The sequence below is a fragment of the Blastococcus goldschmidtiae genome, from assembly GCF_031845325.1.
Classification (GTDB): Bacteria; Actinomycetota; Actinomycetes; order Mycobacteriales; family Geodermatophilaceae; genus Blastococcus; species Blastococcus goldschmidtiae.
In genome coordinates this window covers 29,558-43,006 of the sequence record NZ_JAVREI010000004.1, presented here as the reverse complement: position 1 = coordinate 43,006, position 13,449 = coordinate 29,558, and the positions used below count along the sequence as shown (strand labels likewise).

Sequence of the window (13,449 nt, the reverse complement as noted above, 5' to 3'; positions counted from 1 at the left end):
GCGACAGTGGCAGCGTGAGCGATCGATCCGCTACATCACGCTGTCCGGTCGTCTCGCCTCCGTAGGGAGCCTCAGGTCATGACCTCGCACCCCGCCCACGAGCACGCGATGCCGCTCGATCACCGTGCAGGGGCGGCTGCCTCCGACGTCCTCGACCTCTACTGCGACCTGCACGCGCACCCCGAGCTGGCCTTCGCCGAGAAGCGCACGGCCGCTGTCGTCGCCGAGCGGCTGACGGCGATGGGCCTGGAGGTCCGCACCGGCGTGGGCGGCACGGGGGTGGTCGGCATCCTGCGCAACGGGACAGGACCGACCGTGCTGCTGCGCGCCGACATGGACGCCCTGCCGATCGAGGAGGCCACCGGCCTCCCGTACGCCGCGCCCGCCGGGCCCGATGCGGCCATGCACGCGTGCGGCCACGACATGCACGTCGCGTCGCTGATCGGCGCGCTGGACGTGCTGACCGACCGCAGGAGCGGCTGGCGCGGCACCGTGGTCGCCGTCTTCCAGCCCGCCGAGGAGATCGGCGAGGGCGCGCAGGCCATGATCGACGGCGGCCTGGGGACATTCATCCCGCGCCCGGACGTCTGCCTCGGGCAGCACGTCGGACCGCTGCCGGTCGGCGTCGTCGTCAGCCGCGGAGGGCCGATCATGGCCGCGGCCGACAGCCTGCGGGTACGGCTGCACGGCCGCGGGGGGCACGCCTCCTCCCCCGAGACCACGATCGACCCCGTCCTGCTCGCCGCATCGGTGATCACGCGCCTGCAGGGCATCGTCGCGCGCGAGATCCGGGCGACCGACCCTGCGGTGGTCACGGTCGCCGCCGTCCACGCCGGCGACAAGGAGAACGTCATCCCCGAGACGGCCGAGCTGACGCTGAACGTGCGCTCGTTCGCCGAACCGGTGCGCGAGCGGATCCTGGCCGCCGTCCGGCGCATCGTGACCGGGGAGGCGACGGTGAGCGGGGCGCCCCGCGAGCCGGAGTTCGAGACGATCAGCGCCTTCCCCGTGACCGTGAACGACGGCGCAGCCACCGCACGCACGCTGGGAGCGCTGTCCCGGGCCGGCCTCGCGACCGCGGAGCTGCCTCAGCCGTTGAGCGCCAGCGAGGACTTCGGGCGACTGGCCGAGTCCTTCGGCTGCCCGAGCGTCTTCTGGCACTGGGGCGGCACGGACCCGGCGGCCTTCAGCGACGACGACCTGGCCGGCCTCCGGGGCGGGAAGCTGCCCGACCACGTGCCGACCAACCACTCACCCCGATTCGCCCCGCAGCCGGAACCGACGCTGGCCGCCGGGATCACCGCGATGGTCGCCGCGGCCGAGGAGTGGCTAGGGACGGCCGCCGACGACCCGGCCGAGACCCGGCCACACGAGCGGGCCGACGCCTGATGGAGCGCCTTCGGATCCTCACCGCCGAATCGGTCGTGACGATGGACCCCGCGCAGCCTGTCGCCGAGGCCGTCCTCCTCCGCGGGGGAGCCGTCGAGCGGGTCGGGACCCGCGGCGAGTTGCAGCATCTCGCGCCCGAGGCTCCGGTCGTGGACCTGCCCGGCGCCACCGTCGTCCCCGGCCTGGTGGAGTCGCATGTCCATCCCGGGGCTACGGCGATGACGTCGGCGTCGGCCGACTGCCGCAGCCCTCGGTGCACGTCGATCGCCGACATCCACACGGCGCTCGCCGAACGGCTGACGCTCGACTCCGGATGGGTCCGCGGCTGGGGGTACGACGACACCCTCCTCGCCGAGATGCGCCACCCCACCCGTGACGACCTCGACCGGGTGCATCGAGACCGACCGATAGTTCTCACGCACATCTCCGGGCACTTCGCCGTCGCGAACTCGCGCGCCCTGGAGCTCGCAGGCGTGTCGGAAGGCACCGTCGATCCCGACGAGGCCGGGTTCCCGCGCCATCCCGAAGGCCGGCTGACCGGGCTGCTCCAGGGGATGCCCGCCATGGGCCGGGTCTTCGCGCACGTGCCCAGGCCTACCGTCGGCCAGGTCCGCGACGGGATCCGGGCGTTCCTCCGGGACGCGACCGCCCAGGGCGTCACGACGGTGCACGATCTCGGGGTCGGGCTCAATGCGGGCCTGGAGGAGCTGACCGTCTACCGCGGCCTCGACGCCGCCGGAGAGCTGCCGCTGCACGTCGTGGGGTTCCTCCGCGGCGATCTGGTGCTCGACGCCGCCCCTGGCGAACTGCCGTTCGCCGAGAGCACGGCGTCGGCCGGCCGCTTCCGGCTGGCGGGCGCCAAGGTCTGGGCCGACGGCTCCATCCAGGGCTTGACCGCGGCGCTGCGGTTCCCGTACCACTGCCGCCCCGAGCACCGTGGCGAGCTGGGGATGGACGCCCGGGAGCTCGCCCGGGTCTGCGCGCGAGCCGCGGACGCCGGGGCGCAGGTCGCCGTCCACGCCAACGGCGACGCCGCGGTGGAGGCCACGGTCGCCGCGCTGGCTCCGTTGCAGCGGAACCGCGCCGACGAGCTGGCCCCCCACCGCATCGAGCACTGCCAGGTCAGCACCGCGGAGGATCTCGATGCCATCCGGACCGCCGGGCTGGGCGTCAGCTTCTTCGTCAACCACGTCTACCACTGGGGTGACCGGCACCGGTCCATGTTCCTGGGCCCAGACCGCGCGGACGATCTGGACCCGCTCGCCTGGGCCGATGGGCGTGGCCAGTTGTTCGGCATGCACTCGGACTGCCCGGTGACACCGCTGGACCCGTTGCGCACGATCTGGACGGCGGTGAGCCGCCGCACGCGCGACGGCTCCGTCCTGGGCGGCCATCAACGGCTGACCGTCCACCGTGCCCTGCAGGCGATGACCACCGACAGCCACTGGCTGGTCGGCGACCACCGACGCGTCGGCGCCCTGCGCGCCGGTCAGCGTGCCGACCTGGTGGCGGTGGACACCGCCCTGCTGGACGTCGACGAGGACGGGCTCCGCAACGCCCGCGCGTCCGCGGTCATGGTCGAGGGCGACTGGGCCGTCGCCCCGTGACGAACTGCGACTGATCCCTCCACCTGCAAGGAGCCCCCATGCCCGACCTGCTCGATCTCAGCGCCCGGATGATCGACACCGGCGTCGTCGACGGCCCCACCAACCGGGTCACCCAGGAGCTCTCCGAGGTGGCCGAGGGCGTGGCGGTCATCGAGTCCTTCTCCCACGTGCTGCTTTTCGAGACCGACGAGGGCCTGGTCGCCTTCGACTCCAGCGGCGCTCCCAGCGCCGGCGCCGTGGTGTCGGCGTTGCGCGGGTGGCGCGCCGACCCGGTGCACACACTGATCTACACCCACGGCCACGTCGATCACGTGGGGGGCAGCGGCGCACTCGTCGCCGACGCGGCCGAGCGCGGGCACCGCCGTCCCCGGGTGGTCGCGCACGAGAACGTGCCGGCCCGTTTCGGCCGGTACGTGCGGACCGACGGGTACAACCGGGTCATCAACCGCCGCCAGTTCGGCTGGCTGAGCGATCCCAACCTGCGGATCGCCGACGCCGGGGGCAGCGGCCTGGCTCCCGGCCCCGGCCAGCAACCGGCCCGGTTCCTGCCCGAGGACGTGGCCCGGCCCGACGTCACCTACACCGACCACCTGGACCTCTCCGTCGGCGGGCTAGACATCCGCCTCCACCACGCCCGAGGCGAGACCGACGACCACACCTGGGCCTGGATCCCCCACCACCGGGCCGTCTGCGCGGGTGACTTCTTCATCTGGAACTTCCCGAATGCCGGCAACCCGCAGAAGGTGCAGCGCTACCCGGCCGAGTGGGCGGCGGCGCTGCGGGCGATGGCGGCGCAGCAGCCGGAGCTGTTCCTCCCGGCCCACGGGCTGCCGATCGCGGGACGCGAGCGCATCGCCGGTGTGCTGGGCGAGGTGGCGGACGTGCTCGAGGCGCTGGTCGAGCAGACAGTGGCCCTGATGAACGACGGCGCCACCCTCGACGCGGTGCTGCAGACCGTCTCCGTGCCCGACGCCACCCTGGCCCGGCCCTTCCTCCGGCCGCTCTACGACGAGCCGGAGTTCGTCGTCCGCAACATCTGGCGGCTGTACGGCGGCTGGTACGACGGCAACCCGGCCCGGCTCAAGCCACCGGCGGACTCTCACCTCGCCGCCGAGGTCGCTGCCCTGGCCGGCGGTGCCCGTGCGCTCGCCGTTCGTGCGGAGGAGGTCGCCGCGAACGGCGATCTCCGGCTCGCCGCCCAACTCGTCGAGTGGGCGGTCCAGGCCGATCCTGTGGACGCCGGACTCCATGCGGTCCGCTCCCGCATCTACCGGCTGCGCCGGAATGCGGAGCAGTCGCTCATGGCCCGGGGGATCTTCACCTCGGCTGCCGCGGAATCGGAGGTCCACGCTGAAGGATGAGCAGTCGGGAGCCCGGGCGGATGGGGAACCGGGGCCCTCACGACGGTGAGCGTCGGCCTCGTGGCCGCCGTGTCTCTCGGAGTCTTCGCACTCGCGGCCACGGCCCAGGCCATCACCGGTTTTGGCTTCGCTCTGGTCGCCGTTCCGCTGCTCGCCCTGGTGGTCGACCCGGCGATCGCGGTCGTCGGGACGACGGTGGTGGGCCTCGCGCTCACCGGCTTCGCCGCGACGGCCGAACGGCACCATGTCGAGTGGCGCACCGGCGTCCGCATCACCGTCACAGGATTGGTCGGGATGCCACTGGGGTTGCTGGTGCTGTCCCGGCTCGGCGAGCGGCCGCTGCAGGCGGTGATCGCCGGCGTGGTGTCGCTGCTCGTCGTCCTGCTGGCGCTGCGCGTGCCGTTCCCGGCGGGGCCCGCCACCCAAGCCACCGCGGGGTTGCTCAGCGGCGCGCTGCTGACCTCCACCGGGATGAACGGACCGCCGCTCGTGATGGCCGTGCAGGCACTGGGTCTGTCGCCCCGCCGCTCCCGCGGCACGCTGCAGGCCATCTTCTGCGGCCAGGGCCTCGTGGCCGTGGCCGCCTTCGCGGTGTCCGGCCTCCTCGACCCGCTGGTCGGCGTCGTGGTCGCCGCCGGGGCGGCAGGCGTGCCGCTGGGCTGGCGAGTCGGGGACCGGCTGTTCGGCCTGGTCGCGCCCGACGTGTACCGCCGGTTGGTCCTGGCGATGCTCACCGCAACCGCTCTGGTGGCTCTCTGGACCGTGCTGACCTGACCGCGCGGGACGGCGGACGGCGGACGGCACCTACCCCGGACCGGTGGCGCGCCAGGGGTCCTGCCCCTCCACCGGGTCGCGCCACAGGTCCATCGGTACCTGGCCGACGCACCGGCCGTCTGCGTCGAGCAACCTGCCGGTGCGCTTGATCACCCTCAGCACCGCAGACGTATCCCTGATCTGCAAGCCGGGGAAGTGTTGGAGCAGGTGCTCCGCCACCTGCTCCAGGTGCTGCGGGGTGTGCAGCCAGACGTAGAGGCACAGGTTGGCCGGCCCGGTGGTCGCCCAGCACGCTCGAGCCTCGGGGAGCGCGCACAGGCGTTGCGCCGTGGCATGGAGCTGGGGCGCGGGAACGGTCAACCACAGCACGGCCGGGAGCTGCCATCCGGCGAGGACGTGCGCGAAGTCGCACCGCAGGACGGCGCGATCGCTGGCCAGCAATCGATCGAGGCGGCGGCGCACCGTGCTCTGCGCTTGACCGGTGCGTTCGCTGAGCTCGGTGAGGGACATCCGCCCGTCGACGCCGAGTGCGAGGAGCAGCTCCCAGTCCTCCTCCGGGATCCGGGTACGGCCGTCACTGCTGTCCCGGCTGCCGGCCAGCGCGATGCGTTGTGCGGCGTCCAGCGAGTCCAGCCTCCAGCGGCTGGCCTCCCGGTATCCGCGGGTGGCCAGGCTCGTCTCGGTGCGCACCACGTCGGGCAACGTGCCGAGCCGCTCCCCGACGTAGCGCGCCAGTGCGGCCACGCTCGCCGTAGCCACGGTCACGAACAGATCCCGGGAGCCGCTGCAGACGTCGACGGACAACGCGTGCGGATGCGCCGCGACCTGCTCGGCCACCCGCAGCACCGATCCCGCCACGCAGGTCACCTCGACCAGCGCCACGCATCCGTAGGGGATCTGCCTGTTGCCGGGATAGCAGGTCACCCACGCGGCCCCGGACTCCGACAGCCGTGCCCAGCGCCGGGACACGGTGGCCGGGTCGATGCCCAATGGCTCGGCGACCTCCGCCCAGGGAGCTCGCGGTCGCATCTGCAGGGCATTGACCAGCTCTAGATCCAGTGCGTCCATCGACTCGGATCCTTGCACGCGCGTCACGTTCCTGGCGGATCCGTGCTCGGCAGCCGGCCCATCTTGCCCGTATTCGATCGATGGCCGAGCCGCGTCGCGTTCCCAATAGCGTCGTGGACGTCCTCGCCCCCCTGCCTGCCCAGTGGCCAGGGCTCCGAGTCGGGGCGGCGACGTGATCCCCGACTGAGCAGGGAGAGGCAGATGAGGTACAGAACGACGAGGCTTCGGCGAACGAGGGCGGCAACCCGGGTCGGCGCCGTCCTGGCGGCACTGGTCCTGACCACGTCGGCCTGCGGCGGAGGCTCCGACGACGGGGGCGGCGCCGCCGACGTCGAGGTCGGTCAGAACCCGGAACCGCAGGGTTCACCGCAGGAGGGCGGCAGCATCACCGTCGCGCTCGAAGGAGAGACGAACGGCTGGCTGCCCGGGGTCAGCCGCGCGGCCTCCGCGGGGTTCAACGTCCTGTACGCCCTCTACGACCCGCTGGTCATGCAGACCGGCGAGGGCAACTACGAGCCCTATCTCGCGGAGTCGGTCGAGCCGAACGAGGACTTCACCGCGTGGACGGTCACGCTCCGCGACGGCGTGACGTTCCACGACGGCAGCGACCTGACCGCCGACGTCATCGCGCGGAACGTGGCGCTCCTGAAGCAGCCGACGTCCACCCTGACGGGAACCCTTGCCGAGCTGAGCGGCGTCGACGTGATCGACCCGCTCACGGTCCGGTACAACCTGACGCGACCGAACGCCGCCTTCCCGGCCATCCTGTCCAGCACCCCGGGCATGCCGTTCTCCATGCAGAACGTCGACGAGCTGGGCCAGGACGGGGCGAACGCGAACCCCGTGGGGACCGGACCGTTCGTGTTCGACAGCTGGAGCCGCGACGACCGGCTGACGGTGGTCGCGAACGAGAGCTACTGGGGCAGCGACCTGGACCTCGGGCCCTACCTCGACGAGATCGTCTTCAGGCCGATCCCGGACGAGGACACCCGCTTGCTGACCATGCAGGCCGGTGACATCGACGCGTTCCAGACCTTGCGCGGCAGCACGGTCGGCCGGGCGCAGGACATCGCCGAGGACGGGGAGCTGGCGATGCACACGTTCGTGGGCAACAACGCCGGCACCTCCATCCTGAACGTGCTGGTGCCACCGCTCGACGACGTCCGCGTCCGGCAGGCGCTTGCCCACGCCGCCAACCAGGAGCAGCTGATCGAGGTGCTCGGCGGTACCGGACTCACCCCTCGTCAGACCCAGTTCTTCAGCGAGGACAGCCCGTTCTACTCGGACAACGTGGCCGAGGCCTATCCCACGTACGACCCGGACCGGGCCACCGAGCTGCTCCAGGACTACATCGACGACCCGCAGCGTTCGGACGGCAAGCCGGTGGGCAGCCCCGTCAGCCTGACGTACGCCTGTCAGCCGGATCCGAGCCTGAGCGAGCTGGCGCAGGCCTACCAGGCGTTCTGGAACACCGTCGGCTTCGAGGTCGAACTCGAGGCCGTCGAGCAGGCCGCGCACATCTCCAACGCGATCGGCACACCGGCGTCGGTGCCGCCCTTCGCGGGCGACTACGTCGCCAACTGCTGGCGGTCGAGTGGCGGGGGCGACCCGTACAACGTCCTCAAGACGGAATTCGGCCCCGTGGAGCAGCAGCCGCAGAACTTCACGAACTACACCAGTGACGTGATCACCGAACAGCTGCGCGTGCTCGCCACCACGACCGACCTGGAGGCCCGTCAGGAGGCCGTCGAGAAGATCGGACTGGACCTCGCCGAGAACGTGCCGATCCTGTGGACCGCGTCGACGGTCTCCCTGTTCGGGGTCGACCCGGCGGTGCAGAACGTGTCGACCTGGCAGCTGCCGGGCGGCTCGCAAGGCGTCGGACTGGGCCTGAACCAGGGCGGCGTGACGATGTGGGGCCAGGTCTGGCTCGCCGAGTGACGCACCGAGCGCGATAGGTCAGGTCCCGGGGAGAGGCTGCTCAGCCTCTCCCCGGGAACGGGCGCCGGTGGGGCCAGGCGACCGGCGACCAGGGGGCCTCTGCGGAAACCATTGCCACAGTCGCCCGAGCGCTGCCCCGACGGACAGCGAATGGCGGAGGCCGGTTTAGCAGCCGTCAGCTGACGCCTGCCGGACCGTACCGTTTCCTCCTTCATCGTTATCCGGAGGGCACACCGTGCCGGACTCGTTGATCCTGTCCCGCCGCGACCTCGAGTTCCTGCAACGAATGGCTGGGCGTCGAGTCGCTGACGAAGCGGTCGCGGTTCACCGGGCACTCGCGGGAGACCTTCGACGCGGTGCTCGACCTGGCGCAGCAGGTCGCCACCGAGCACTTCGCCCCGCACAATCGCCTGGCCGACGAGAACGAGCCCCGGATGGTCGACCGGCACGGTCGCGTGGCCACCGATCTGCGGGTGTCGCTGACCGACCGCTGCAACCTGCGCTGCACCTACTGCATGCCCCCCGAGGGCCTGGACTGGCTGCCCAAGGTCGAGGTGCTCACCGACGAGGAGATCGTCCGGCTGGTCCGGATCGGGGTCGAGCAGCTCGGCATCGACGAGGTGCGCTTCACCGGGGGCGAGCCGCTGCTGCGCCCCGGGTTGGTCGGCATCGTCGCAGGCGTGACGGCGCTGGCGCCGCGGCCCGAGGTCAGCCTCACCACCAACGCCATCGGCCTGGCCCGGGTGGCGCCGGCGCTGGCCGCCGCCGGGCTGGACCGGATCAACGTCAGCCTCGACACCGTCGACCGCGACCGGTTCACGCAGCTCACCCACCGCGACCGCTTCGACGACGTCCTCGCCGGGCTGGCGGCCGCCCAGGCGGCGGGCCTCACCCCGGTCAAGGTCAACGCCGTCCTGCTGCGCGGGATCAACGAGGCCGACGCCGTCCCGCTGCTCGACTTCTGCCTCGAGCACGGCTACCAGCTCCGCTTCATCGAGCAGATGCCGCTGGACGCCCACCACGCGTGGACCCGCGGCGAGATGGTCACCGCCGAGGACATCCTCGGGCGGCTGTCGGCGGCACACAGCCTCACCCCGGACACCGAGGCCCGGGGCTCCGCCCCCGCCGAGCGCTGGCTGGTCGACGGCGGCCCCGCGACGGTCGGCGTCATCGCCTCGGTCACCCGCTCGTTCTGCGGCAGCTGCGACCGCACTCGGCTGACCGCGGACGGGCAGATCCGCAACTGCCTGTTCGCCCGCGAGGAGTCCGACCTGCGCACCGCCCTGCGCGAGGGCGCCAGCGACCAGGAGATCGCCGACCGCTGGCGGATCGCGACGCTCGGCAAGCTCCCCGGTCACGGCATCGACGACCCCAGCTTCCTGCAGCCCGCGCGGCCCATGTCGGCCATCGGCGGCTGACCGGCATGACCACCGTGACCGTCCGGTACTTCGCCGGCGCCCGGGCAGCCTCCGGCGTCGACACCGAGACCCGCCAGGCCGCCCCGCTCGACCAGCTCGTCGCGCAGCTCGTCGACACCCACGGGGAGCGGCTAGCCCGCGTACTGACCGCCTGCTCCTTCCTCGTCGACGGAACGCAGGCCCGGGACCGAGCATTGGAGCTGTCACCCGGGGCGGTGGTGGACGTCCTCCCCCCGTTCGCCGGAGGGTGACAGGCCCGGGTCCATGGCGGCAAGGCACCGCGAGGATCCACTTGAGCCGCAAAGCCGACCCGCGCGACACTGCACGGTCTCATCGTCGTCGTCCGCGCGACGGCCACCGGCCCAAGACACCGCGACCGGGCGCATAATCGCCCGGGCTCGGAACGCCGGGCGGATGGGCTCGTCGACGGTGGCCAGCAGCTCCGGCGGCACCGTGCAGGGCTCCGGCGGCGACGTCCAGCCGCCAGCAGGCACGTCCTCACCCTCCCTGGCGCGCCGCCCGCGAGCTCCGGGCGCCGTCCCCAGATCCACCAGAGCCAACCGCCAGCACAACGGCCGGCAAGCAGGGGCGGCGTCTGGGAGGCCTCGGCTGCCGCATGCCCGACGGTCAAGGAAGGCACGTTCAAAGCACGTTCGAGGAGGGAGAGCCTATTGACCAGTGGTTGGAGACACTAGGCGCCCCAGCCTTCCAAGCTGACTGTGCGGGTTCGATTCCCGTCACCCGCTCCACCGCGATGCCGCGGGACACCTTTACAGGTGTCTCGCGGCATCGTTCGGGAGCCGTGCTGCGGTCGCTGGGCCGCCAAAACGGGAGGTAAACGCGCCCACCTGCCGGTCGAGCAACAGCGCGAGGGCGCCTGGTCGCTCGCCACACGGGCGGTCGCACGTGAGGCCGGCGTCCCGCTCGGCGCCGTCCACTACGAGTCCGGCTCCAAGGCCGAGCTCGGGCGCGCGGTCCTCCAGGCCGACCGCGAGCGGGCGACCGCACTGCTCAGGCAAGCGGTCGAGGCCGGAGGCACGCCCGTCGAGGTCCTCGCGCGCTGATGGGCTAACACCGACAGCGTCATCGCCGAACCCAAGGCCGAGATCGTGCTCCAGGAGCTGACCATGATGGGCGGCCGAGATGATGACCTGCGCGCCGCCGCACGGGAGTCCACGGAGCAGTACCGCGCGGACGTGCCCGGCGTGCTGCACCGGCTCGCCGAGGCATCGGGCGGCACCTGCTCGGCGATGTCGAGGTCCTTGCGGCGTCGCTACTCGGCCCGCTGTTCGAAGCGTCGGTCAACTGGCGTTGCATGGGACGATGCGCTCTTCCGCCGGTGCGCGGAGGACGCCGCGCAGACGCTCGCGACCCGGCTGATCCCGCGACCGGGGAGGCCCCCAGCGGGCACATGCGTGACGAGTCCCGATCGACCGGCCCGCGTCGCGATCACGAACCTCGTCAACTGGACGACGTGGACCGCCCGTGCCCGCGGGCGACGTCCACGGTCGTCCCATCGCCCGCGCGTCGAAGGAGGCATATTCGGGTCTCGAGAACCCCGGCCGGTGGTGTCAGCGGACCAGGAGTCGGTCCACGAGTTCGCTGCACACCAGGCGCATGTGGTCCATGGACATGCCCGAGGAGCCGAGCAGGCCCTGGATGCAGATGCCGTCGAGCGTCGCGACCACGATGTCGGCGAGGACGAGGGAATCACCGTCGGTGAACTCTCCGGCTCCCTGTCCCTCCGCGATGATGTCCCCGACGATGCGTCGCCATTCGCCGTAGGCCTGCTCGTTGAGCGCCTGCAGGTCGGCGTCCTGCAGCGCATCGGCCCATAGTTCGACCCACACATGCCAGGCGCGGACCGTGGCGTCGCCTTCCGGCAGGTACGAGTCGATCAACAAACTCAGCTTCTCGCGCGCCGTTCCGGTGCCTTCAAGGACGCCGGAACGGCGCTCGAGCGAGTTGCTGAAGTTGGCCGCGAAGGCGGCCTTGATCAGTTCGCGCTTGCTGTCGAAGTAGTAGTGGATGATGCCGGCGGAGAGGCCGGCGTCGCGGGCGACGTCGGCGACGCGCATCTCGGTGATACCTCGTTCGGCTATGATGCGACATGCGGAGGCAAGGATCTGCTCCTTGCGCTCTTCCTCGACGCTGGGCCTGGCCATCGGTCTCCGTCCGTACCGCGAAGCCTCAGGCTAGCGGTTTGACTGTTCGGTCAGTTCACCGCTGCAGGTCATACCCCCCTCGTCCGAGGGGACGGATGACCCCGAGGGTGAGGACGTAGTGGAGCGCTCCGGCCACCGCGAAGGCCGGGAGGGACGCCGTCATGTACTCGAACGCGCCCGAAGGCTCGTACGTGATGGGGTTGAGCAGGAGGGCGTAGGTGAGCGCTCCCGCGGCCGTGGCGATCACAGCCGCCGGATTGAAGCCGTGCCAGTAGCCATAGGCCGACTCCCCCTGCGGCAGGTACAGGTGCCGGACGTTCAGCCGCCCCCGGCGCAGGATGAAGAAGTCGACCAGCTGCACCCCGCACAGTGGGGCGAGCAGGATCGCTCCCCAGGAGACGAACCGGGCGTAGTTGTCGTACACGGCCGAGGGGAAGAACACGAGGACCGCGGCTGGCAGCAGGAGTCCTGCCGCCAGCACTGTCCAGGACACGCCGCGCAGCGCGCGACCGCCGCCGCCCCTGATCGCCACGAGCGAGCTGTAGCCCTGGCTGACGATGCTGGTGACGTTGGCCAGTCCCACGAAGGCGAGGGCGATCACCCCGAGGACCGCGCCACCGAGCGGGACCATCCACAGCGTGGGGTCCTCCGAACCGAGGGCCAGCGCGGCGAAGACCCCCACGATGGCTGCCACCACGGAGGCGAGGAAGAGACCCAGGGCGTTCGGCCAGAACGCGGCCCGGGTGCTCTTCGTGATCCGGGAGAGGTTCCCCACGTTCGGCCACCAGGCGAGCCCGCCGGCGATGTTCAGCTCGACGGCGAGCATGAAATCGAGGTGCTTGTCGCCGTAGGGATCCAGGGCCGGGATGGCCGTCAGCTCCGACCATGAGGTCTTCGTGAAGATCAGCGCCAGCATGCCGAGCGTCACCAGCACCAGCCCGGGTGCCACCAGCCGGTTCACCCATCCGACCGACACCGCCCCCTTGGACAACACGATCCACGAGATGACGATGGCGGCCAGGCCGATGAAGCTGACTGCCACCCCGCCGCTGCTCAGTCGCGTGCCGAACAGTTGGTTGGAGACGTTCGCGATCGCGTGTCCGAACATGATGGCGAGCACGGCCGACCACGCCGCGGCCAGCAGCGCCGACATCATGATCATGAGGATGCGCGCGCCGTTCGGCCCGAATGCGCTGCGTAGGGAGACGAACTGCTCGATGCCGTACCGGCCGGTCACCAGGCAGGGTGCCAGGGCGACGAGCAGGACGCTGATCCCGTAGCCGATGACGATGCTGGCGATGGCGGCCTTGGCACCGACGAAGATGGCTACGGCGCCGCCCTGGAGGAATGCCCACGTCGCGATGGCGAGCCCGACGTTGACCGACGAGTAGCTCCAGAAGCCCCAGATGCGCTCTTCCCGGAGGACCGGCAGCTCGTTGAGCGTCGCGTCGCTGATCTCGACGGATCCGTCGGCGCTGTCCCCACGATGACCGGACGACCCCTCGGAGGTGGTGGCGCTCATGAGAAGTGCCCCCACCACGTGAGGCCGACGGTCAGGACGACGAGCCCGACGATGGCGAACACCAGGTCCAGGGCCGGCAAGGGCGGCAGGGGCCCCTCCCCCGAGCCTTCGTCCTCGATGAGCACCAGCCGGCGTTCCAACTCCGCAGCGAACTGCCTGTCGTCCATCGCGAGCCTCCATAGTTGATCGGTGAGTCAGTCGATA

The 13,449-nt window shown here is 71.4% G+C and carries 12 protein-coding genes; 8 read left to right on the top strand and 4 right to left on the bottom strand.

Annotated features, from left to right (window positions below; all coding sequences use genetic code 11):
• Nucleotides 1-78 precede the first annotated feature (78 nt).
• The 4 genes from RM425_RS08425 to RM425_RS08410 are packed head-to-tail and all read left to right on the top strand — an operon-like array spanning nucleotide 79 to nucleotide 5,131.
• Nucleotides 79-1,389 (top strand): amidohydrolase, encoded by a 1,311-nt coding sequence (locus RM425_RS08425; protein ID WP_311344749.1) that lies wholly within the window; start codon nucleotides 79-81, stop codon nucleotides 1,387-1,389.
• Nucleotides 1,389-2,996 (top strand): amidohydrolase, encoded by a 1,608-nt coding sequence (locus RM425_RS08420; protein WP_311344748.1) that lies wholly within the window; start codon nucleotides 1,389-1,391, stop codon nucleotides 2,994-2,996. Before RM425_RS08425 ends, RM425_RS08420 begins: the two co-directional genes overlap by 1 nt.
• A gap of 38 nt (nucleotides 2,997-3,034) precedes the next feature.
• Complete coding sequence (locus RM425_RS08415; protein WP_311344747.1) at nucleotides 3,035-4,357, top strand: alkyl sulfatase dimerization domain-containing protein; 1,323 nt, start codon at nucleotides 3,035-3,037, stop codon at nucleotides 4,355-4,357.
• 60 nt (nucleotides 4,358-4,417) lie between these two features.
• Nucleotides 4,418-5,131 carry a sulfite exporter TauE/SafE family protein gene (locus tag RM425_RS08410; protein ID WP_311344746.1) on the top strand — a complete coding sequence of 238 codons (714 nt, stop codon included), beginning with the start codon at nucleotides 4,418-4,420 and terminating at the stop codon, nucleotides 5,129-5,131.
• Between the two features lie 30 nt (nucleotides 5,132-5,161).
• Here the strand turns inward: RM425_RS08410 and RM425_RS08405 are convergent, their stop codons facing one another.
• Nucleotides 5,162-6,199, bottom strand: a complete 1,038-nt coding sequence (locus RM425_RS08405) for an Lrp/AsnC family transcriptional regulator (protein WP_311344745.1) — start codon at nucleotides 6,197-6,199, stop codon at nucleotides 5,162-5,164.
• A gap of 201 nt (nucleotides 6,200-6,400) precedes the next feature.
• On the opposite strand from RM425_RS08405, the gene RM425_RS08400 reads away from it, so the two are divergent.
• The 4 genes from RM425_RS08400 to RM425_RS08385 all read left to right on the top strand — a co-directional run bounded on the left by RM425_RS08400 (nucleotide 6,401) and on the right by RM425_RS08385 (nucleotide 10,622).
• Nucleotides 6,401-8,140 (top strand): ABC transporter substrate-binding protein, encoded by a 1,740-nt coding sequence (locus tag RM425_RS08400; protein WP_311344744.1) that lies wholly within the window; start codon nucleotides 6,401-6,403, stop codon nucleotides 8,138-8,140.
• Nucleotides 8,141-8,496: 356 nt separating this feature from the next.
• Nucleotides 8,497-9,558 carry a GTP 3',8-cyclase MoaA gene (gene moaA, locus RM425_RS08395; protein ID WP_311344743.1) on the top strand — a complete coding sequence of 354 codons (1,062 nt, stop codon included), beginning with the start codon at nucleotides 8,497-8,499 and terminating at the stop codon, nucleotides 9,556-9,558.
• Between the two features lie 5 nt (nucleotides 9,559-9,563).
• Nucleotides 9,564-9,809 (top strand): MoaD/ThiS family protein, encoded by a 246-nt coding sequence (locus RM425_RS08390; RefSeq protein ID WP_311344742.1) that lies wholly within the window; start codon nucleotides 9,564-9,566, stop codon nucleotides 9,807-9,809.
• A gap of 525 nt (nucleotides 9,810-10,334) precedes the next feature.
• On the top strand, nucleotides 10,335-10,622 hold the full coding sequence (locus RM425_RS08385; RefSeq protein ID WP_311344741.1) for a hypothetical protein: 288 nt from the start codon (nucleotides 10,335-10,337) through the stop codon (nucleotides 10,620-10,622).
• Nucleotides 10,623-11,129: 507 nt separating this feature from the next.
• On the opposite strand, the gene RM425_RS08380 is transcribed toward RM425_RS08385, so the two are convergent.
• Genes RM425_RS08380 through RM425_RS08370 form a run of 3 tightly spaced genes read right to left on the bottom strand, consistent with a single transcriptional unit; the run spans nucleotide 11,130 to nucleotide 13,412 of the window.
• Nucleotides 11,130-11,723, bottom strand: a complete 594-nt coding sequence (locus tag RM425_RS08380) for a TetR/AcrR family transcriptional regulator (RefSeq protein ID WP_311344740.1) — start codon at nucleotides 11,721-11,723, stop codon at nucleotides 11,130-11,132.
• Between the two features lie 55 nt (nucleotides 11,724-11,778).
• Complete coding sequence (locus tag RM425_RS08375; RefSeq protein ID WP_311344739.1) at nucleotides 11,779-13,245, bottom strand: cytosine permease; 1,467 nt, start codon at nucleotides 13,243-13,245, stop codon at nucleotides 11,779-11,781.
• Nucleotides 13,242-13,412, bottom strand: coding sequence for a hypothetical protein (locus RM425_RS08370; protein WP_311344738.1), 171 nt, complete (start codon nucleotides 13,410-13,412; stop codon nucleotides 13,242-13,244). The genes RM425_RS08375 and RM425_RS08370 overlap by 4 nt, the downstream gene beginning before the upstream one ends.
• Nucleotides 13,413-13,449: the final 37 nt, after the last annotated feature.

What these genes read in the sequence shown, in the direction of transcription:
- RM425_RS08370 (WP_311344738.1), bottom strand. Translation starts at nt 13,412, where the DNA reads ATGGACGACAGGCAGTTCGCTGCGGAGTTGGAACGCCGGCTGGTGCTC.
- RM425_RS08420 (WP_311344748.1), top strand. Translation starts at nt 1,389, where the DNA reads ATGGAGCGCCTTCGGATCCTCACCGCCGAATCGGTCGTGACGATGGAC.
- RM425_RS08400 (WP_311344744.1), top strand. Translation starts at nt 6,401, where the DNA reads ATGAGGTACAGAACGACGAGGCTTCGGCGAACGAGGGCGGCAACCCGG.
- RM425_RS08415 (WP_311344747.1), top strand. Translation starts at nt 3,035, where the DNA reads ATGCCCGACCTGCTCGATCTCAGCGCCCGGATGATCGACACCGGCGTC.
- RM425_RS08425 (WP_311344749.1), top strand. Translation starts at nt 79, where the DNA reads ATGACCTCGCACCCCGCCCACGAGCACGCGATGCCGCTCGATCACCGT.
- RM425_RS08375 (WP_311344739.1), bottom strand. Translation starts at nt 13,245, where the DNA reads ATGAGCGCCACCACCTCCGAGGGGTCGTCCGGTCATCGTGGGGACAGC.
- RM425_RS08380 (WP_311344740.1), bottom strand. Translation starts at nt 11,723, where the DNA reads ATGGCCAGGCCCAGCGTCGAGGAAGAGCGCAAGGAGCAGATCCTTGCC.
- RM425_RS08390 (WP_311344742.1), top strand. Translation starts at nt 9,564, where the DNA reads ATGACCACCGTGACCGTCCGGTACTTCGCCGGCGCCCGGGCAGCCTCC.
- RM425_RS08405 (WP_311344745.1), bottom strand. Translation starts at nt 6,199, where the DNA reads ATGGACGCACTGGATCTAGAGCTGGTCAATGCCCTGCAGATGCGACCG.